Genomic DNA, 18665 nt, shown 5'->3' with positions numbered 1-18665 from the left:
GTATGTGTCAATATTTAATCACAATATATGGTGCGTTTTTATTTTTTATCTAAAACCTCCCCACTTGATAACTGCTTTGTAACATTGTTTTGCAAATTAATCGTCCCTCTAGCTCTCTCACTGAGCATCATCTCTTCTTCCTGCGCAATCATATCAAATATTGATAATAAACTTTTTTCTTGTATAATCTTTCTACATGTGTCCCTATTCTCAAACAACTTAACTCACCTCTCCTATAAACATATTAAAAAGGATATTACACGTCTATTACCCATGTATCACGATAATGTTCTAATAGCATTCGGCTTTCCATCTCGTAACCCCACAGAATACCTTCCACGGCTTTTAGAGCACTTTCTCTCCACCGAAAGTAGGTACTTCGATTTATACGCACATTCTGAGACAAATGCGGTTCCAACTTATTTATAATCTCTGTTATATTGTTTGGCTGATAGGCAGACATATAAGTATAATATAGAATCCAATAATATCGTTCTCCCTGCGGATGGTATTTTCTCATAAGCTCTACAGCCTCATCAATCAATTTTAAAAATTTGTTGGAACTGTTGATTGCTTCCACTCTGGATTTAATATTTGCTTCATCATCATTTATATCCATGCCAGCCTGATATATTGACTCTAAAAATTGATCCACATCCGTCCCATACTCTTTTTGAAACCGATGTTTCACTTGTCCAATCTGCACTTGCATTCGCCAGGAAACAGAACGATAAATTTTAAATAATACAGCAACATCATGATATACCTGATTATCTTTACTTTCAATCGTTATAACTCCACTTTTACCCATTATATTTATCCTCCTTTATATCTTCTACATTTTGGTAAATATATTTGCTTTGGAGAATAATTCTAATGGCTGGCCACTTTGCGACATTCTTTCGCAAAGTGCAGATAAGTGACTTTATGACATTCTTTCGCAAAGTCTCCATGTATTAGATTAACCGACTTTGTGACTATCCCTCCAAGACTCCAGTAAGTCATATATTACAGCTTCAATCTGCCCTTTTGTATATTCCTTCGGAAAATAATCCCTTAGTTTCTTAGGGGATAATGTAATCTTCGGCATACTGGGCATCTTAGAGTCCGAAATCAATATTTCTGTCACTCTTTTTTTATTTAAAGTCCCTGCTTTGCTTTCATCCTTTAAGGCCTCTGCCTGTATCTCATTAGGAAAAAGACGTTTATCTAAAATTACTCCCAGTACCCACCCCTGTTCTTCAGCAGTAATAAATGATAACTTTTCTGCGGGTATCAGCAAGAGTTTTTTCAAGTCCACATATTCTAAAAGTTCTGGCAACAAATAAGTCAGGCGCACATACCGTTGCACTGTTCTTCCTGTTTTCTTCGCGCCTTTACCTATTAAATCAGCGGTATACTCTTCTCCTTTGACTCCCTGATGGCTTAATGCCTCCATTTTCATCCGATAAGCCTTTGCTTTTTCTGATGGCAGGAGATCTTCTCTCTGAATATTGGAATCAACCATAATGATAGTGGCTTCATCATCATTCAAGTCCCGGACTATAACAGGCATATCCTGATATCCAGCCAGTTCACAGGCCCGCTTTCTTCTATGGCCTGCAACTATTTCATATCCTCCCTGCTTATCTTTTCGGACAACTCCAGGAATCAGAACCCCGTATTTTCTCACACTATCAACGGTTTCCATCATCTTTTCATCATCAAGGACGCGAAACGGATGATTTTTGAAGGAATGAAGGATATCAAGAGATAGATGTATGACCTGGCCTTCAGCGCTTTGTTCTATTGATTCGTTACCAAACAAGTCATTATAAGAGGTGAATTTCACCTTATTCGCACTGCGGCTTCCCATAAGCAAGCACCTCCTCCGTCAGAGCTGCATATCCATCAGCAACAATCCCCTTTGGATCATGCAAAAAAATACTTTTCCCTTCCGCACTTGTCTCTACTGCTCTTACCGACAATGGAATACAGTTTTCAAAGATATGAATTTGACCGCCATATGCCATTCTCAGCTTGTCTGAAATATCTCTTGCAAAGTTGGTCCGTCGGTCTACCTTTGTCAGCAATATTCCTTCAATTCCAAGTTCCGGGTTCAGCTGCCGGTGGACCCGGCCAATCGTTTTTATAAGCTGCTGTAACCCCTTTGTAGGCAGATAGGCCGCTTCTACCGGTATCAGAACACTGCCGGCCGCAACAAGAGAATTAATTGTCATCATTCCTAAAGATGGCATGCAGTCAATCAATATGTAATCATATCGGTCCTTTATCTCGTCTACATACTGACGAAGGACCGTCTCCCTGCTCATAACGTTCACCAGCGTTGTTTCAAGTCCGGCAAGTTCTATATTTGCAGGAAGAAAATCCACACCCTCCTCATGGTGAAGAATTCCCTCTGTCACATCCAGAGGTTCATCATTCACCACCTTCGCCAAAATATTTACCAGTGTTACCTCCAGGTTGTCCGGCTCACCAATTCCTAAACAGGCTGCCAAATTTCCCTGTGCATCTGCATCGATTAAAAGAACCTTTTTCCCCTTTCTCACCAATCCAATGCCTAAATTTACGCATGTAGTCGTTTTGCCGACTCCACCTTTTTGATTTGCTATCGCTATTATTTTGTTCATGATATTCTCCTTTTGTTCTCTATAGAATCTGCAACACATCATGCACAGCCACAATACTCCGGATATCTGAGTTTCACTGCCTGCCAAAAATACGGTGCATAGCCACAACAAAATAAATCTTCGACCGTATATTTTCTGCATTCAGATAACTGATCGTCTGAGTTCTCACAATCAGATACGCTGGGAGTACCGTTGCAGTAGAGATTATATGCCATTCTTATAATGTGCTGGCTGCCAGAAGTCTGCCACCCCTCATGCAGGCATTCTGTTTTAACGCAACCAGATTTAAAATCATAAATCCTGGCTGCATTACGTCTTGTATCCTCGCTGATTCCCAGACAATAGATTAATGCGGCATGGTAGGCATCTTGGTACCTGCATTGAGACAAATATCTTTCAAAAAAGTCCCTATGGGCCGCACTCTTAAAAATCACATTAGCCATACCCTCTCTCATCGGTATATCTCCTTTCTTTTAATAAAATAAAACATAAGTATCAAATTCTCTGCTCGCTTTCTGAAATAGAATATCTGCTATAATAACTCTAAAATATGAGTCTTCATCCATTCAAGGGCATTTCTAAATATTTCTTTATTATGTCACTACTTAATACAACCTATCTTTATATCCGCATCGTATGTGCATCTCCTTTTCTTTGAATAAAATAAAAAGACATCTCCACATGTGGAAACATCTTTTTCAAATCAACAATTTATTCTGTTATGATAATACTTAATTTCTGGTATATTCAACTTACTTCTCCACTACGTATTGAGTAACTTCGAACCGCTCCTTTACGAATGAAGGTCACCAATCCATACTGCCCATATGGCATTATCTCGTCCATACGCTCCACGCAGAACACAATATATAGTATATTTATCACCAATCATAATCAATCAGTAGTGGTTTGTTTTGTTTTTCGTAGTACGAAACAAAATACTCCACCGCGTTCTCCGGGAAGAACTCCTTAAACTCGGAATAGAGCTGGGCGGCGAGAGTTTTGTTGTGGGCGATGATGAGGGTGGGCTTCTGTAATTGCTGGATTACGTTGGCCATGGTGAAGGTCTTGCCGGAGCCTGTGACGCCTAGTAAAGTCTCGAATTGGCTGCCTTCTTTGAAGCCTTTTACAAGAGCTTCGATCGCCTGCGGCTGGTCGCCGGTGGGCTGATATTCACTGTGTAATTTGAACTCCATAATGTGTTTTTACCTCCTTGGTGACCCAATAAAAAGTACGTCTGTTAGGCAGAAATTCGTAAAATCTTTGAAATCAGGTATTCGAGCAGCTGCCTAATGGACGTACTTCCAAATTCATATATATGGCAGCCACTAAAATAGCAAGATTTATCATCCTACAAGTGAATAGGAATGACTAGAAGATTGTCACCATCTTGCTTTACCAATTCCTTTTTTCATTCATAAGACCTCCACTTGAATTCGCTACACGCGTGTAGCGAATTGTTATTCACTATTTACACCTTTAAAATATACACCACATGTAACCTTAACGAAATAATCATTATAACTTTTAAGCTAATATAGGATTCCCCATCAATACAACTAATGCACAACCCACTTACCACTCCTACTAAATCCAATAAATTCAGCTACATGTTCTTCCCTCATTACAGCTATTTCCTTCTTCAGCGTATACATCGAAACTCCCAATATTCCTATCATTTCTTTTTTGGAAATAGAAGGATTTTTCTTTATAAGCACCAGTATCTGTTCTCTTAATGACAATCCTCTCAGTCCCTCATGCGGTGAAACTATTGGGGTTGAATTTGGGGTTGATGGGGTTGAATTTGGGGTTGATGCATTTTCAGCCCCATGGTTTTCTTCCAGAAATCCTTCATGCACAAATAATCTTGTAATAAAATAGCTGTGTGCTTCATCCGTTTCAAACTCCGGCTTTGGCGATCCATTTGTTTCCAATGCATCAAGAATTTTCTTAAATCCTGTATTTCTTCCCTCAGTCAAATGCAGCTCCTTCAAAAAGTCCCCTATTCTGCGGTTTCGGTACCGACGATTGGATACACGGTAAGATTTCAGTCCTTCCATTGTTACAGAACGATCCGGCCCCGGAAAACTTAATATCTCTATCCGGTCATGCTCCACCCGAACTTCAATTGGCTCTCTTTCATCATAAGCACGATGGTACACTGCATTTGATAATGCTTCCTCAACCGCCGCAAATGGATAATTAAAAAAGCGGTCTGCTTCGGCACATTCTGGATGTTTTACAACTTTTTCAGTAATAATCGTATTTCTAATATACTGTAACGCATCTCTTAACTGTTGTTGGATTGGTCCTTTAAAAGTCTGTTCAATAATATTATCGCCACCTAAGCCCTCCGGAAATTGAACAACATCTATCTGTGTGTATGGAAAAAATCGGTCAGGCTCCATGCTAAAAAACATCAATCCTACATTCTTCGGCTTTGTATATTCCGGAAGATTGCTGATAATATTCATATCACTGCATATTTCGACAAAATCCCCCGTTTTAGACTTCTCATATAACGAACTTTTAACTTCCTTTAAATAGTTTTGAATGAGTGTAATATTTAAATCTGACATCTCTGCCTGATGGTTTACACGATCATCAAATGGTATTCGATTTGCTAAATTAAACAAATCCTTTTCTTCATCATCCGATGGTTCTACCGTGCTGGACATTTTTCGAATGTAGTTAATACGTTCTTTATTATCTTTTTTCATCGTTTTTGGAGCAGAATATGGTCTGCTATCTCCACCTGGGCACCAAAGAACAATAAATTTCTTCTTTTCATAATCTACGACTTCCACTATTGGCATGTATGCAGGCCTAATCAACTTACATTTAGACAAAATACTCTTTTGATAAGCATCAATTTTACTCACAGGAACACCTTTAAGAGGATAAACGGGTCGTCCCTCATGTTCCTCAACGCCAATTACAATATATCCCCCGCCCCAGTTATCCAGATCATTTGCAAAAGCACATACTGATTTCAAGGAAGCTTCTGCATCCCAAGTTTCCTTAAATTCAATCCTTGCCCACTCAACAACATTTCCTGATAATAATGTCTTTATGTTTGTTGGTATTGCCATATAGTCCCCTCTCATTCATACCAATACACTGTTTTCAATTGATTTTGATCGCATACTGTCTACCCTTCTGCTTACCTATCTCTATAGAGATTATACATCATAATCTTTCAAACTAAACTCTTATTTTTTATTCATTTTAACCACTCCAATTTGAATACATTGCACACTTGTGGCGAATATATGTTCAAAACTTGTTCTTTACAAATGAGGGTCACTAAATCTATCCAGTCCACCTGGTCTTACCACGTTCATACAGTCCATATAGTCCACAAAATACTCCACCACGTTCTCCGGGAAGAACTCCTTAAACTCGGAATAGAGCTGGGCGGCGAGGTTTTTGTTGTGGGCGATGATTAGCGTTGGCTTCTTTGAAACCTTTTACCAGGGCTTCAATGGCCTGAGGCTGATCGCCGGTGGGCTGATATTCACTGTGTAATTTGAACTCCATAATGTGTTTTTACCTCCTTGGTGTCCCAATAAAAAGTATTTTTTACTTTGACTCCCTAATGGGCGCTACACGCAGCGACTATCCTTACTGCTTTGCTCTAACTGCATCCTTTTATAGGTCCTCTCCCGATTATTTCCTATTGCCTCTACTTCTCCATTCTCCGTAAGCACTTTCAACAGTTCACGCATTCTGGATGATTTTAAATCAACCCATCCTGCAATTTCGGTAGTTTTATATTCTTTACCCGGTTCCATCATAAGCACGATTTTCTCTAATTGTCTGTCTGTTTTTTAGATACAGACTTCTTATCACCGTTTTTTATCGCCGTTTTTTTAGTCAGCAATAATATCAGAACTGTTCGATCCGGTCCATACTGCTCCTCTATCTCAGGCTCTTTCCACCCTTCCTGTTCTTAAACAGAAAAAATGTATGGAACACCGCTTCCCGCACGCTCACCGATTCCAATCATATTAAACATCTTCATCAATGCCTTATTTCGTGGATCAGAAATTCCACCTTTTAACATCTGTCGTTTTTCAATCCTTACATACCCAGGATTTTCAATTACAATAGATTCTTGATTTTTCCTAACAACAATCCCACGTCCCACATAAAAATCTACATTTACCAGACAGTTAGCAAGCGCCTCCCTCAGTACTTTATGCACCGGCGTATCATCAATACGATTCCCACCCTCCAATTTGAAAGGTATTTTTATATCTTTAATCAGTTTATTGTAAACTCTAAAATAAAAATCAAACAAATTTCCTGACCAGTCTCCTGAACTGGAATGCAGTCTGTCTGTCCATCTTATTGTTGGATCTAAAACTTCTCTATAGTCTAAAAAATACTCCGGGAATTCGCGAGCTATATGATATTCCGCTCCCAACATCAACAGGCCGGCCGCTGTCGGATGCAGCTTGGCCATCTTTCTCTGAGTAAGCTGCTGCCCCAATCCTTTCAAGATACTGCTCATCGCTTAAATTTTTCCAGGGATGTCCGGCACGATATGCCATGTGCCGGTCCCGATATCCATGTAAAGTTTCCGAATCAAGCCGCATCATATTCCTTCAATTGGCTACCTGGTAATCCGATAAAATTATACCACATCCCCTGCAAAAAGTATAGGCATATCACGAACATTTGTTCTTCTTGATTTTTCCACTTTTTCCTCATAAACTCAGCCGTCGTTTTCCTCCTACACCATTATCTCCCGTTCCACCCTCTCCTTTAGCTCCCTCCATTTTCCAACCAGAAGTTCATAACACTCCTCCCCGTTTTTCACTTCCAGCAAGTCCTGTTTCGTAAAACACAGGATAAACTGCCGATTCACCGCCGCTCTCAGAATCTCTCTCTTCCCGTCCCTCGTCACCCCATTTGCCGCAAACAACAGCGTCGTTTTGTTTCCCTTCATATTGGAACTGTAGGACAGTGCCCGAATTACCGGTATTCCCACCTTATCCGTCCAATTTTTGCATTCCGTCAGAAAATACGCTCCCATTTCCCATAAATTACTGTCCAGAGACGTGTTTACAACACTCAAATCAATCTCCTGGAGACCCACATGTATACGGCGTCCGCTGACCTTCAGGCCTTTCGTATGGCTGATAAAATACTCTGCTGCCGCTTCCCACTGCACCCCCTTTTGAAAAGAATCCCCCGTTCCCGACAGTTCAATGATCTGTCTCATTTTTTCTGAAGAAAATGCATGGTTCTCACAATCTGCTGTCTTTTTCACTGCCCTGTCTCCCGCCGGCTTTATCAGTTCATGCAAATAGGGCAGATACGCATATCTGCTGTTTAAAAGCAGGAGAAAATCTTTCGATACCGCCACTTCCTCCTCCCCCTTCAAATATCCCCTGATCTCATCGACGTGCCCGGTCAGGACACTCCAAAACATCTTCTTTTCAATAATCGTTTCCGCCTCCCAGATATCACTGATATTTTCCTCCAGAAATGCAAGGAACCTTTCATAGACAGGAACAAAGGCATCTTCATCCCACACCTGCTCCGTCAGCGCCGCTGCAAAGAAAAATACTTTATGCCACTCTTCACACAGTTCCCGGGCCTGAAAGGCTTTGCCATACGCATACACCGGGTTGCTGGTAATGCGGTCTATCTCAGACACGGTAAACAGGCCTGCATCCGATACTCCAATCCGCTCTCTGAGATATGGTATTTCTTTATGCAGATAAAGCTTCATTCCGCCTTCGATGAGCAGATACCACCCTTCCTCCTCCGAATCATGAAGTGCTCCGATAATCTTTCTTCCTTCCAGATCACTCAATTCAAAGGTCTGTACCATTATCTGTTTTCCAAATAAAAACGGTTTCTCAACATTCCTCCACACGGCCACCGTCTCTTCAATCCACAGGTGTCTGTCATCCTCCTGATCTGTCCCTCCCCAGAGACAATACATCTCGAAGCCCTCCATATCCATGCGGCAGTTTCTGGGAAACAGCATGTTCCTTTCCTGAAAAATATATTCCTGTATCAGTCTGTTAAAATCCCCCTCCAGCCGATCCGTCCGGATCCCTTTCCCTTCTCTCCCGGGTTCCCCGCAAATTTCTAAAACTCGCTCTTTGATTTGCCCTTCAACGAAGGCTTCTATCCCATCCACCTTTTCAGACAGTCCCAGAACGCAGAAAATCTCCAAATCCACTTTATCGGAAATTTCAGCCCTCAGTTCCCTTACTCTCTCATAAAAATCCAGCGGTCTTTGATAGCTGTCTGTCCAATGAATACCGATTGCGCCGTCTTCACTCACTTCACCGGCCAAATATAAAAAAAGCATTCCCGCACTGCTGATCATCTGTTTGTCCATTCTTCTTCCTCCTGGTATCATGCCTTCTTTTCTGGCATCCTTCCTTCTTACATCCTGAAAAAATTATAACACCACCTGTACCTCCCGGTAAATATCCCGCCTCTGCCATCCCTCTTCACTTTTCTTCTCTCACCTTGCAATTCCGCCTCATTTGGTATATGATTAGTCTCAGACTATCAGATACAGGGAGGACTGTTTATGTACAGTTTTAACAATGACTACAGCGAAGGCGCTCATCCGAAGATTTTAGAAGCCATGATGAACTGCAATTTAGTGCAGAACGGCGGATACGGCCTCGATACCCACTGTGAAAATGCACGCCGGTTAATAAAAGAAGAGATTGGACGAAGCGACGTGGATGTCCATTTTATCACCGGCGGAACCCAGACAAATTTAATCACCATCGCGGCTGCGCTTCGTCCATGGCAGGCTGTTATCGCTACAGATAAGGGGCATATCAATGTCCACGAAACAGGAGCCATAGAGGCCACCGGCCACAAAGTTCTGGCCATGCCATCCAAAGACGGAAAGTTGACGCCTGCGGATATTTTAAAGGCTCTGGAGGCTCATACTGATGAGCACATGGTTCAGCCTAAAATGGTCTATATCTCCAATTCCACGGAGATCGGTACCCAGTATTCCAAGGCCGATTTAGAAGCCCTGCATCATATTTGCCGTCAGAAAGACCTCTTCCTTTTCCTGGACGGAGCCCGCATGGGAGCCGCGCTCACGAGTCCGGTCAACGATGTAACCCTTCGTGATATCGCGGAGTTAGTGGATGTCTTTTACATCGGCGGCACGAAGGCCGGCGCCCTGTTCGGAGAGGCACTCATCATCTGCAGAGATGAATTAAAACCGGATTACCGCTTTATGATCAAGCAGCGCGGCGCCATGATGGCAAAGGGATGGCTTCTGGGAATCCAGTTTGAAGAGCTGTTTCAGAACCATTTATTCTACGATATGGCGGCACATTCCAACGAGATGGCAGCCATCTTAAGAAAAGGGATCGAGGAGTGCGGCTACTCCTTCCTTTCAGACTCCATGACCAACCAGCTGTTCCCGATTCTTCCGGACGCGGTCATTGACACTTTAAGCAATGACTTTCTCTTTTCGATTCAGGAGCGTGGTACCAACGGATCCAGTGCGATCCGTCTCGTAACCTCCTGGGCCACGAAAGAAGACGCCTGCCGCGCCTTCGTCGCCGCCCTTCAAACCTGCAAGGCTAAGCTGCAGGATTAAACTGCAGAATTAAATAACGGTATCTAAGGATTGATATGATATGAAACGGCGTATTTTCGTCATCTTAAAATGGGTTCTGCTGCTTTATCTGATTTATCTGGCGGCAGGCGCACTGCTTCCCTTCGTACATACAAAGAAAACGGGAGAAGCATTTAAAAACAATTTTAAACCGGCCTCTTTCTATTCAGAGACCAAGAGTGCAGACCGGGCACGTGTCGTAGAAACCAGTATGGATGCCCTGGAGAGCCGCGTTCAGATGATTCATCAGGCTGAGAACCGCATCGTACTCTCTACCTTTGACATCCGGGATGGTTCCAGCTGCCGGGATATCTTCTCTTCCCTGCTGGAGGCTGCGGACCGCGGGGTAAAAGTCCAGATTCTGGTGGACGGACTGTACGGTACCCTTCATATGGAGGGTAATCCAATCTTCTATGCAGCGGGAACCAATCCAAACATAGAGATAAAATTCTACAATATTCCCAATCCGCTGAAGCCCTGGACCATCAACGGGCGCATGCATGACAAATATCTGCTAGTAGACGATAAACTCCTGCTGCTGGGCGGCCGCAATACCTTCGACTACTTTCTGGGCGAGTATAACTTACGCAACTTAAGCTATGACCGCGACGTACTTATTTATAATACGAAGCACGGACAGGAGGAGGCATGGCCCTCCAGTGTTCTGTCAGAAGCCGACGCGTATTTCGAGGCGGAGGGGGAATCAAATACTGTAAAACCGTATTTGATTCCCCCTCCGCCTCCATGAAGAAGAAGCTGCCCGCTGCAAGGACGGAACTGGCGGAATATTACCACTCCCTGAAAGAAGCCATGCCGGAGCTCACACGGTCCGGCCATGACTACATTCCGGAAACCGTAGCGATCAACAAGGCCACCCTGATCTCCAACCCTACCCATATCCTCGCCAAAGAGCCCTGGGTCTGGTATCAGGTCCAGTACCTGATGGCACATGCAGAAAAGCAGGCTTATATTCATACGCCATACGCCGTTTTCAGCAAAGATATGTATGAGGGCATGAAGGAAGCCGCAGATCATGTTCCGGAGGTTACCATGCTTTTAAATGCCACATCTGTAGGCGATAATTTTATGGCCTCCTCCGATTATACAAGGAACAGGGGGAAAATCCTGGACACAGGCGTTTCCCTTCGCGAATACTTTGGAGATCACTCTTCCCACGGAAAATCGATCCTGATCGACGACCGCCTCTCCATCGTTGGATCCTATAACCTGGATATGAGAAGCACCTATGTGGATACCGAGACCATGCTGGTCATCGACGGCGAAGAATTCAACCGCCAGCTCAAAGCGTGTATCGACACGCTGGAAGACGATTCCCTGGCAGTTCAAAAGGATGGCACCTACGTCACAGATCCTGAGGTTCCGGTAATTCCGGTACCTTCCAAGAAGAAGGTGATCTTTGCCGTCACCTCCCGCCTCTTTCAGCTGTTTCGTTATCTGATTTAACATGCACATGCGGCCCGGCGTATTCACGCCGGGCCGCACTCATTATTGATTCAGCGCTTTCAGCGCCGCTTCAATCTGGTTATCTTCCTTTACATCTACTGTAATCTGATTCCTCAGTTCTTCCTTCAGTTCCACTTCCACATCCGGTTCAATTCCCTTACCGTGCAAATCAAAGCCTGACGGTGTATAATAATGAGCCGTAGTCATTTTGATGGCAGTCCCATTGTCCAGAGGGATCAGGTTCTGAACGATTCCCTTGCCAAATGTTTTCGTTCCCACAATCGTCGCCCTGCCGTAATCCTTCATGGCTCCGGTAAATACCTCAGAGGCACTGGCGGACTCTCCGTTGACCAGAACAGCCATGGGAATATCGAGAGAATGACCGTCAGATGCGTATTCCTGCTCTCCCTTGCCGTTCTTATCGGCCATATACACCAGAAGCGTCGCTTCCGGATTGGTGCGCACCAGATCCTTATCTCCCTCGATGGTTAAATCGTCCGGCAGAATATAATCCAGCATATCCACCACTGTGCCCAGTACGCCGCCCGGGTTATTTCTTAAATCAACCACAAGCTTCTTCATACCCTGTTTTTCCAGATCATCGACCGCTGCTTTAAACTGATCCGCCGTCACAACATCAAACTGGCTTACCGCAATATATCCCACACTGTCTTCCATCATCTGGTATTCCACGGTCTGCACCGTTACATTGCGGCGTTCCATCTTCAAATCGACGTATTCGCCCTCATCCTGGCGGAAAACGGTGAGCTCCACTTCGGAGCCGTCCTTTCCCTTGATGTAGTCCTTTACCAGAATGTCCATATCCATTCCTGTAACTTCCATGTCGCCGACCTTATAGAGGATGTCTCCCGGCCTCATGCCTGCTTCTGCGGCGGGAGTATCCTTAAACACCTTGATCACCGTAATGAGACCGGTGCCTCTGTTCTGGCTGATCATGACGCCAATTCCATGATACTCGCCTTCCGTGTCCTCATTCAGCTTCTGGTACTCCTCAGCCGTATAGTATGTCGTATACGGATCATTTAAGCCGAACATCATGCCCTTGTAGATCCAGTCCTCCACCTGAGTCGTGTCCTCATCGAAGAGGTAGTATTTGTCTATAATCTGCTGCAGCGTCGTAATCTTCTTTGTGATCCGGTTTACATCCAGCGATCCATTCTGATTTTCCGCCTGGTTGGATTCAGCAGCCTGCTGCGGCCCGTCAATCGCGGTTCTCCCGATCAGAAAGATTCCAAGGGACATGCCCACGATGATCAAACCTGCAAAAGCTGTCAGAAGTGCGCCGACAAGGGCGCCTTTCCAAAATTTATTTTTGTTTTCCAATGTTATTCTCCTTGTCTTTCGGGTTATGGACTTACATAGTTTATGGGATTCACATAACTTCCATTCACCCGGATTCCAAAATGAAGGTGGGGGCCGGTAGAATAACCTGTAGAGCCCACCTTAGCAATTACCTGCCCCTGCGTCACCTCCTGCCCTGCAGAAACGAGTAGTTCCGAGCAGTGCATGTATACGGTGGAGACGCCTCCTCCATGATTAATCATGATGTAGTTGCCGGCAGAATAACTGTATGTAGATATGGTTACGGTACCCGAAGCTGCCGCCAGGATGCTGCTGCCCGCAGATGCGCCGATATCGACCCCCTGATGGCTGGACGACGCGCCTTCCGTCGGAGATTCCCGGTCTCCGAACGAGGAGGTGATCCTGCTGCTGGAGGGACATGGCCATATGAAGTTAATATTCCCAATACTGACCGTATTATACTTCTGCCCTGCCGCTAACGCAGCCTTCTTCGCTTCCTCTTCTTTTCGCCTGATTTCAGCCTCAATAGCCTTTATTTTATCTTCCTGTGCAGCGATGTCTTTTTCCAGTTCTGAGAGACTTCCCGCGCTGGCTGCAATTTTACTGTTATAAGAATTCAGTTCCGCCGTCTTTTCATTCATCAGACGTTCGGCATCCTTCTGCTTTTCTTCCGTATTAGTCTTAAGTATTACCAGTTCCTCATGCTCTGCCTTTAAGTCCGCCTCTCTGGCAGCCACCTCGTCACTGGCTGCTTCATACTGATCCAGCATTTTTCTATCATATGCCGCAATCTGACTGATATATTCCGCACGATTAAAAAGCTGGGTGAGATCGGCCGACTTAAACAACAAGTCTAAATAACTGGTCTCACCCTTTTCATACATATATTGGATTCTAAGCTTCATGCTTTCATACTGACGCCGCTCTGTTTCCCTCGAAGCGGCCAGTTCTGCTTCGGCCTGCGCGATCTCGGCTTCCTTCGCCGCAACACGGGAGTTCAAAGCAGTTACCTGCTTATTTAAGGAATTCAGCTCTGCATCCAGTTGATTCACGTAGGATACGGTGTCAGATTTCAGCGCCTCCAGTTTTTCAAGCGTCTTCTCGATCTCTTTCTTTTCGTTTTCCAGATTCGATTTGCTTTCTCTGGCCGCATCCATATCAGTCTTTGTACCATAGGAAGGAAATATACAGGATACGGTAAGTACTGCGGTCACTATGGCCGCTCCCATCCGTTTTCTGTATCTCATATACAGTTCCCCTTATACCTTTAAATGTTTACGAATTGTAAAGAAACTTACAAAAAATCCGATTCCAACGCCCAGTGCCATCGCAGTTCCCGCCATATACGGGAAGATCTGCTCCACCGGCAGAAACTGGAACAGGCCGGACAGGATGCTGAATTTCTCCACCACATATCCCACCGCATTCCGGTACAGGTAAAAGATGGCCGCGAGAGGAATCACTGCTCCAAAGATTCCCAAAAGCACGCCTTCTACCACGAACGGCGCACGAATCATATAATTCGTAGCTCCGATTAATTTCATAATTTCATTCTCATGCTTGCGGAATGCAGCCGCAACCGAGATCGTATTGCTGATCAGGAATATGGCAACTGCCAGAAGTACACCGATTATCATTACAGACAGCACGCCAATCACCTTATTGATGCTGGTGATGCCTTCCGCCGCGGTGCTTGAATAGTTCACCCTTCTGACGATATCCTGGCTCTTCAGCCAGGTGACAAATTCTTCCTGATTCTCTAAGTCATTCAGGAAAATATCATAAGAAGAAGAATTGGCAAGCGGATTATCGTCGCGGAACCCTTCCGCCAGATCCATCTTATCCTCTCCGAAATAATCGACCTTCATCTCTTCCCAGGCTTCCTCAGACGAGGTGAATTTAATCTCCTTCACTTCCGGTCTCGCTTTCAGCGTCTCGCCGAACTTGGCAATCGTCTCATCCGTTGTACCTTCATTAAAAAATACGGTGATTCCCACCGTGCTTTCCGTATTCTTAACCACGTACTGTACGTTCACTACGATGGAAAAGAACAGGCAAAACAAAAAAATACACGCAGAAATCGTCGCGATCGAAGCAAGCGAAAACAGAATATTTCTGCATATATTATTTACGCCCTGTTTCAGGCAATACCAAAATGTACTAATCCTCATGTGTATATCCGCCCTTTTTCTCGTCGCTCACGATGGTCCCGCGATCCATGGTAATCACCCGTTTCTTCATGCGGTCTACGATTTCATGGCTGTGGGTGACTACGATTACCGTGGTTCCTCTCCTGTTGATCTCATCTAACAGCTTCATGATTTCCATGGAGTTATGGCCATCTAAATTGCCCGTAGGCTCGTCGGCTAAAAGTATCTCCGGGCGGTTAATCAGTGCCCTGGCTATCGCAACACGCTGCTGTTCGCCTCCTGACAGCTGCTGCGGATAAAATTTGTATTTTGAAGAAAGTCCCACCATTGTCAGCATGGTTGGTACCGATTCCCTGATGCTCCTGGCGGAAGCGCCGATGACACGCTGCGCAAATGCCACATTCTCGTATACATTGCGGTCCTTTAACAGCCGGAAGTCCTGGAAAATCATTCCCAGCCTCCTGCGGTACTTGGGAATGTAGCGCCTGGGCATCTTCCCGAGGTTCATATCGTTCACGATTATCTTGCCGGAGGTCGGTTCCACCTCTTTTAACAAAAGCTTTAAAAGCGTTGATTTACCAGAACCGCTCCGTCCAATGATGAAAACGAACTCTCCGTCCTCAACCGTTATGTTGATGTTACGCAAAGCCTTGTTTCCGGTTTCGTATGTTTTATTTACATTCCACAGTTCGATCATCTTTTTCCTCTGAAGTCTTGTTTCATTCCTTTATCTCGTTCCGCTCCTTTGCAGTACCGGCCATGCTCCGCTTCGCTCTACGAAAAGAGCCAGGAAAGAATCTGATTTTGTGCCTGCACAGCGCAGATTCTTTCCTGTCTCTTCCCCCAATGCTTAAGCTGCGCACACAGCCGCGCTGCTTTTTCTCTTTAGTAGTCCTGGTTCTCCATATATTTCATATACTTCACAACCATAAGCGCAATCTTGAATGTGATCGCATCCTCAAATACCCTCAGATCAAGCCCTGTGCTCTTCTGCAGCTTATCCAGTCTGTATACCAGCGTATTTCTGTGAATATAGAGCTGTCTCGATGTCTCAGAAACATTTAAGCTGTTCTCAAAGAACTTGTTGATCGTGGTAAGCGTCTCCTCGTCAAACTCGTCAGGAGATTTGCCGTCAAAGATTTCCTTGATGAACATACGGCACAGCGGAAGCGGAAGCTGATAGATCAGTCGTCCGATGCCCAGCTTGCTGTATGCAACTACATTCTTGTTGCTGTAGAAGATCTTGCCTACATCCATCGCCATCTTGGCTTCCTTGTAGGAACGGGATACTTCCTTGATCTCACCGACGATCGTACCGAAGGCCACGTGAACCTGAGTCATGGCTTCTGTGTTCAGCATGTCCAGAATGGTATTTGCCGTCTTCTCCAGTTCCTCGTATGTCTCGCCGTCCCGGACTTCCTTCACCAGGATGATGTTCTTCTCATCCACCGCGGTAACAAAATCCTTCGTTTTGGCAGCAAATAAATTGCGGACTGTCTCTAATGCGTTGACATCCTTCTCATGCTGTGTCTCAATGATGAATACGACACGCTTGATGTTTGTCTCAATGTGAAGCTTCTTGGCGCGGTTGTAGATATCCACTAAAAGCAGATTGTCCAGAAGCAGATTCTTAATAAAGTTATCCTTATCAAAACGCTCCTTGTAAGCAACCAGAAGACTCTGAATCTGGAAGGCGGCAAGCTTGCCGACCATGTATACGTCGTCACTGCCTCCCTTGGCAAGAAGAATATATTCTAACCGGTGCTCATCAAAAACCTTGAAAAACTGGTATCCCTGAATTACCTGGCTGTCAGCCGGAGAATCCACAAATGCCAGGATAGAACTCTCATAATCTTCTGCATCAGGAAATGTTGTTGCCAATACCTTTCCTTCCGTATCACATATGCATAAATCAATTCTCGTAATTCCTTTTAATCCTTCAATCGTCGTTTGAAGTATTTGATTCGAAATCATGGCACACTCTCCTTATCGTAAATTTTCCCTTATTCTATATTAATGCAAAAACTAAAAAAAAGCAAGCGAGTATAGCACTCGCCTGCTTAAATTTTCATAAAATTTAGTTTAAGATTACCAGTTCTGTATCCTTATCGAATACATGGATCTTTGTTAAGTCAAGAGCAAGCTTTACAGTATCGCCAGGTCTTGCGGTTGTACGAGGATTTACTCTGGCTGTAAAGTTAGCGTCATCAACATCGAAGTATAAGTAAACTTCAGCACCTAACAGCTCGTAAACTCTGATGGTTGCATCGATGATGCTGTTCGGGGAAGATGCAAGGAATGCTTCCTCATCATGTAAATCTTCCGGACGGATACCTAAAACAACAGTCTTTCCAACATAGCCGGCACCCTCTAACTTCTTCGCTTTTCCTTCCGGAAGTGCGATGGTGTGTCCGCCGAATGTAAGAGTAACGTCGCTTCCGCTCTTAGCAACGGTAGCTTCGATTAAGTTCATCTGAGGAGCTCCGATGAATCCGGCAACGAACTTGTTGCCTGGCTTGTCGTATAAGTTCTGCGGAGAATCAACCTGCTGAACAACACCGTCCTTCATAACTACGATTCTGGTACCAAGTGTCATAGCCTCTGTCTGGTCATGTGTAACGTAGATGATAGTTGCCTGCAGTCTCTGATGTAACTTGGAGATCTCAATACGCATCTGGCCTCTCAGCTTAGCATCCAGGTTGGATAACGGTTCGTCCATTAAGAAGACTTTAGGATTACGTACGATAGCACGTCCCATAGCAACACGCTGTCTCTGTCCACCGGATAATGCCTTCGGCTTTCTGTCTAATAAATGCTCAAGGTCAAGGATTCTTGCTGCTTCGTGAACCAGCTTGTCGATCTCGTCCTTTGGTGTCTTTCTCAGTTTCAGACCGAATGCCATGTTATCGTATACGGTCATATGCGGATACAGAGCGTAGTTCTGGAATACCATTGCGATATCTCTGTCCTTCGGCTCAACGTCGTTCATTAATTTGCCATCGATGTAAAGTTCACCGGAGGAAATATCTTCCAGACCAGCGATCATACGAAGGGTTGTGGACTTACCACATCCGGAAGGTCCTACGAAAATAACAAACTCTCTGTCTGCGATTTCCAGATTGAAATCCTTTACTGCTTCGAATCCGTTCGGATATTTCTTTGTGATGTTCTTTAATGATAAACTTGCCATCGCTTAATCCTCCTAATTTTGAATAAAAATATGTGTTTGTTCTTCTTCCCAGACCCGCGGCCCCTGGCTGCTGTCTGTTTCATTTACTGACCTAATCATACATGAACACCACTTCTTTTACCATATGGCAATTAACCAAAATCCAATTCTGCCTTTTGGCTAATTTGTATATTCAATAAAAAAAATGACTGAAACGTCAAAATATCGAAAGTTCCGGCCGGGCATTTCTGTCTAATATCTCTAACCTGTTCCGCATCCGTCCCGGATTTGGTCGGAAACGACAAAAC

General features: G+C 44.3%; 17 protein-coding genes and 3 pseudogenes. 3 read left to right on the top strand and 17 right to left on the bottom strand.

Going from position 1 to position 18665, the window contains the following annotated elements; genetic code table 11:
• Positions 1-38: 38 nt before the first annotated feature.
• The 11 genes and pseudogenes from NE473_RS20260 to NE473_RS20215 form a co-directional block, all read right to left on the bottom strand.
• On the bottom strand, positions 39-218 hold the full coding sequence (locus NE473_RS20260) for a hypothetical protein (protein WP_038269748.1): 180 nt from the start codon (positions 216-218) through the stop codon (positions 39-41).
• Between the two features lie 38 nt (positions 219-256).
• Positions 257-811 carry a hypothetical protein gene (locus tag NE473_RS20255; protein ID WP_006773551.1) on the bottom strand — a complete coding sequence of 185 codons (555 nt, stop codon included), beginning with the start codon at positions 809-811 and terminating at the stop codon, positions 257-259.
• 150 nt (positions 812-961) lie between these two features.
• Entirely contained in the window at positions 962-1855 is an 894-nt protein-coding gene (locus NE473_RS20250) for a ParB/RepB/Spo0J family partition protein (protein ID WP_002591305.1), read from the bottom strand.
• Positions 1833-2630, bottom strand: a complete 798-nt coding sequence (locus tag NE473_RS20245; RefSeq protein ID WP_002591304.1) for a ParA family protein — start codon at positions 2628-2630, stop codon at positions 1833-1835. The genes NE473_RS20250 and NE473_RS20245 overlap by 23 nt, the downstream gene beginning before the upstream one ends.
• Positions 2631-2668: 38 nt before the next feature.
• On the bottom strand, positions 2669-3085 hold the full coding sequence (locus tag NE473_RS20240) for a DUF6075 family protein (RefSeq protein ID WP_002591303.1): 417 nt from the start codon (positions 3083-3085) through the stop codon (positions 2669-2671).
• A 465-nt stretch (positions 3086-3550) separates the two neighbouring features.
• Positions 3551-3826 (bottom strand): annotated as a pseudogene (locus tag NE473_RS20235) (DEAD/DEAH box helicase family protein); the annotation flags it as partial.
• 363 nt (positions 3827-4189) lie between these two features.
• The gene (locus NE473_RS20230; RefSeq protein ID WP_055650104.1) at positions 4190-5722 is read right to left on the bottom strand and encodes an RNA-binding domain-containing protein; all 1533 of its coding nucleotides are present in this window, start codon (positions 5720-5722) and stop codon (positions 4190-4192) included.
• A 255-nt stretch (positions 5723-5977) separates the two neighbouring features.
• Positions 5978-6170, bottom strand: a pseudogene (locus NE473_RS20225) (DEAD/DEAH box helicase family protein); the annotation flags it as partial.
• A gap of 412 nt (positions 6171-6582) precedes the next feature.
• Entirely contained in the window at positions 6583-7146 is a 564-nt protein-coding gene (locus NE473_RS20220) for a DUF8451 domain-containing protein (RefSeq protein ID WP_070102787.1), read from the bottom strand.
• 37 nt (positions 7147-7183) lie between these two features.
• A pseudogene (locus tag NE473_RS33155) lies at positions 7184-7231 on the bottom strand (hypothetical protein); the annotation flags it as partial.
• 137 nt (positions 7232-7368) lie between these two features.
• A complete protein-coding gene (locus NE473_RS20215) occupies positions 7369-8994 on the bottom strand; it encodes a hypothetical protein (protein ID WP_155560803.1) in 1626 nt (541 codons plus the stop codon).
• 198 nt (positions 8995-9192) lie between these two features.
• On the opposite strand from NE473_RS20215, the gene NE473_RS20210 reads away from it, so the two are divergent.
• Genes NE473_RS20210 through NE473_RS20200 form a run of 3 tightly spaced genes read left to right on the top strand, consistent with a single transcriptional unit; the run spans position 9193 to position 11715 of the window.
• A complete protein-coding gene (locus tag NE473_RS20210; RefSeq protein WP_022030987.1) occupies positions 9193-10233 on the top strand; it encodes a threonine aldolase family protein in 1041 nt (346 codons plus the stop codon).
• A 40-nt stretch (positions 10234-10273) separates the two neighbouring features.
• Complete coding sequence (locus tag NE473_RS20205) at positions 10274-10999, top strand: phospholipase D-like domain-containing protein (RefSeq protein ID WP_256265372.1); 726 nt, start codon at positions 10274-10276, stop codon at positions 10997-10999.
• On the top strand, positions 10900-11715 hold the full coding sequence (locus tag NE473_RS20200) for a phospholipase D-like domain-containing protein (protein WP_256265371.1): 816 nt from the start codon (positions 10900-10902) through the stop codon (positions 11713-11715). Before NE473_RS20205 ends, NE473_RS20200 begins: the two co-directional genes overlap by 100 nt.
• Positions 11716-11757: 42 nt before the next feature.
• On the opposite strand, the gene NE473_RS20195 is transcribed toward NE473_RS20200, so the two are convergent.
• From NE473_RS20195 to NE473_RS20170, 6 genes are all read right to left on the bottom strand, one after another.
• Positions 11758-13059 (bottom strand): S41 family peptidase, encoded by a 1302-nt coding sequence (locus tag NE473_RS20195; RefSeq protein WP_055650108.1) that lies wholly within the window; start codon positions 13057-13059, stop codon positions 11758-11760.
• 23 nt (positions 13060-13082) lie between these two features.
• A complete protein-coding gene (locus NE473_RS20190; protein WP_055650109.1) occupies positions 13083-14285 on the bottom strand; it encodes a murein hydrolase activator EnvC family protein in 1203 nt (400 codons plus the stop codon).
• Positions 14286-14297: 12 nt separating this feature from the next.
• Entirely contained in the window at positions 14298-15209 is a 912-nt protein-coding gene (ftsX, locus tag NE473_RS20185) for a permease-like cell division protein FtsX (RefSeq protein ID WP_055650110.1), read from the bottom strand.
• Entirely contained in the window at positions 15199-15885 is a 687-nt protein-coding gene (gene ftsE / locus NE473_RS20180) for a cell division ATP-binding protein FtsE (protein WP_006774851.1), read from the bottom strand. The genes ftsX and ftsE overlap by 11 nt, the downstream gene beginning before the upstream one ends.
• Before the next feature lie 188 nt (positions 15886-16073).
• A complete protein-coding gene (locus NE473_RS20175; RefSeq protein WP_256265370.1) occupies positions 16074-17162 on the bottom strand; it encodes a PucR family transcriptional regulator in 1089 nt (362 codons plus the stop codon).
• 103 nt (positions 17163-17265) lie between these two features.
• The gene (locus NE473_RS20170; RefSeq protein ID WP_006774847.1) at positions 17266-18378 is read right to left on the bottom strand and encodes an ABC transporter ATP-binding protein; all 1113 of its coding nucleotides are present in this window, start codon (positions 18376-18378) and stop codon (positions 17266-17268) included.
• Between the last annotated feature and the right edge of the window lie 287 nt (positions 18379-18665).

It is taken from the genome of Hungatella sp. SL.1.14, assembly GCF_024460495.1.
GTDB classification, from domain to species: domain Bacteria; phylum Bacillota; class Clostridia; order Lachnospirales; family Lachnospiraceae; genus Hungatella; species Hungatella hathewayi.
Note: the sequence above shows the minus strand (reverse complement) of the source record. Positions and strands in the feature narration are given on the sequence as shown.

What these genes read in the sequence shown, in the direction of transcription:
- NE473_RS20255 (WP_006773551.1), bottom strand. Translation starts at nt 811, where the DNA reads ATGGGTAAAAGTGGAGTTATAACGATTGAAAGTAAAGATAATCAGGTA.
- NE473_RS20250 (WP_002591305.1), bottom strand. Translation starts at nt 1,855, where the DNA reads ATGGGAAGCCGCAGTGCGAATAAGGTGAAATTCACCTCTTATAATGAC.
- NE473_RS20245 (WP_002591304.1), bottom strand. Translation starts at nt 2,630, where the DNA reads ATGAACAAAATAATAGCGATAGCAAATCAAAAAGGTGGAGTCGGCAAA.
- NE473_RS20240 (WP_002591303.1), bottom strand. Translation starts at nt 3,085, where the DNA reads ATGAGAGAGGGTATGGCTAATGTGATTTTTAAGAGTGCGGCCCATAGG.
- NE473_RS20230 (WP_055650104.1), bottom strand. Translation starts at nt 5,722, where the DNA reads ATGGCAATACCAACAAACATAAAGACATTATTATCAGGAAATGTTGTT.
- NE473_RS20220 (WP_070102787.1), bottom strand. Translation starts at nt 7,146, where the DNA reads ATGAGCAGTATCTTGAAAGGATTGGGGCAGCAGCTTACTCAGAGAAAG.
- NE473_RS20215 (WP_155560803.1), bottom strand. Translation starts at nt 8,994, where the DNA reads ATGGACAAACAGATGATCAGCAGTGCGGGAATGCTTTTTTTATATTTG.
- NE473_RS20210 (WP_022030987.1), top strand. Translation starts at nt 9,193, where the DNA reads ATGTACAGTTTTAACAATGACTACAGCGAAGGCGCTCATCCGAAGATT.
- NE473_RS20205 (WP_256265372.1), top strand. Translation starts at nt 10,274, where the DNA reads ATGAAACGGCGTATTTTCGTCATCTTAAAATGGGTTCTGCTGCTTTAT.
- NE473_RS20200 (WP_256265371.1), top strand. Translation starts at nt 10,900, where the DNA reads ATGGCCCTCCAGTGTTCTGTCAGAAGCCGACGCGTATTTCGAGGCGGA.
- NE473_RS20190 (WP_055650109.1), bottom strand. Translation starts at nt 14,285, where the DNA reads ATGAGATACAGAAAACGGATGGGAGCGGCCATAGTGACCGCAGTACTT.
- ftsX (WP_055650110.1), bottom strand. Translation starts at nt 15,209, where the DNA reads ATGAGGATTAGTACATTTTGGTATTGCCTGAAACAGGGCGTAAATAAT.
- ftsE (WP_006774851.1), bottom strand. Translation starts at nt 15,885, where the DNA reads ATGATCGAACTGTGGAATGTAAATAAAACATACGAAACCGGAAACAAG.
- NE473_RS20175 (WP_256265370.1), bottom strand. Translation starts at nt 17,162, where the DNA reads ATGATTTCGAATCAAATACTTCAAACGACGATTGAAGGATTAAAAGGA.
- NE473_RS20170 (WP_006774847.1), bottom strand. Translation starts at nt 18,378, where the DNA reads ATGGCAAGTTTATCATTAAAGAACATCACAAAGAAATATCCGAACGGA.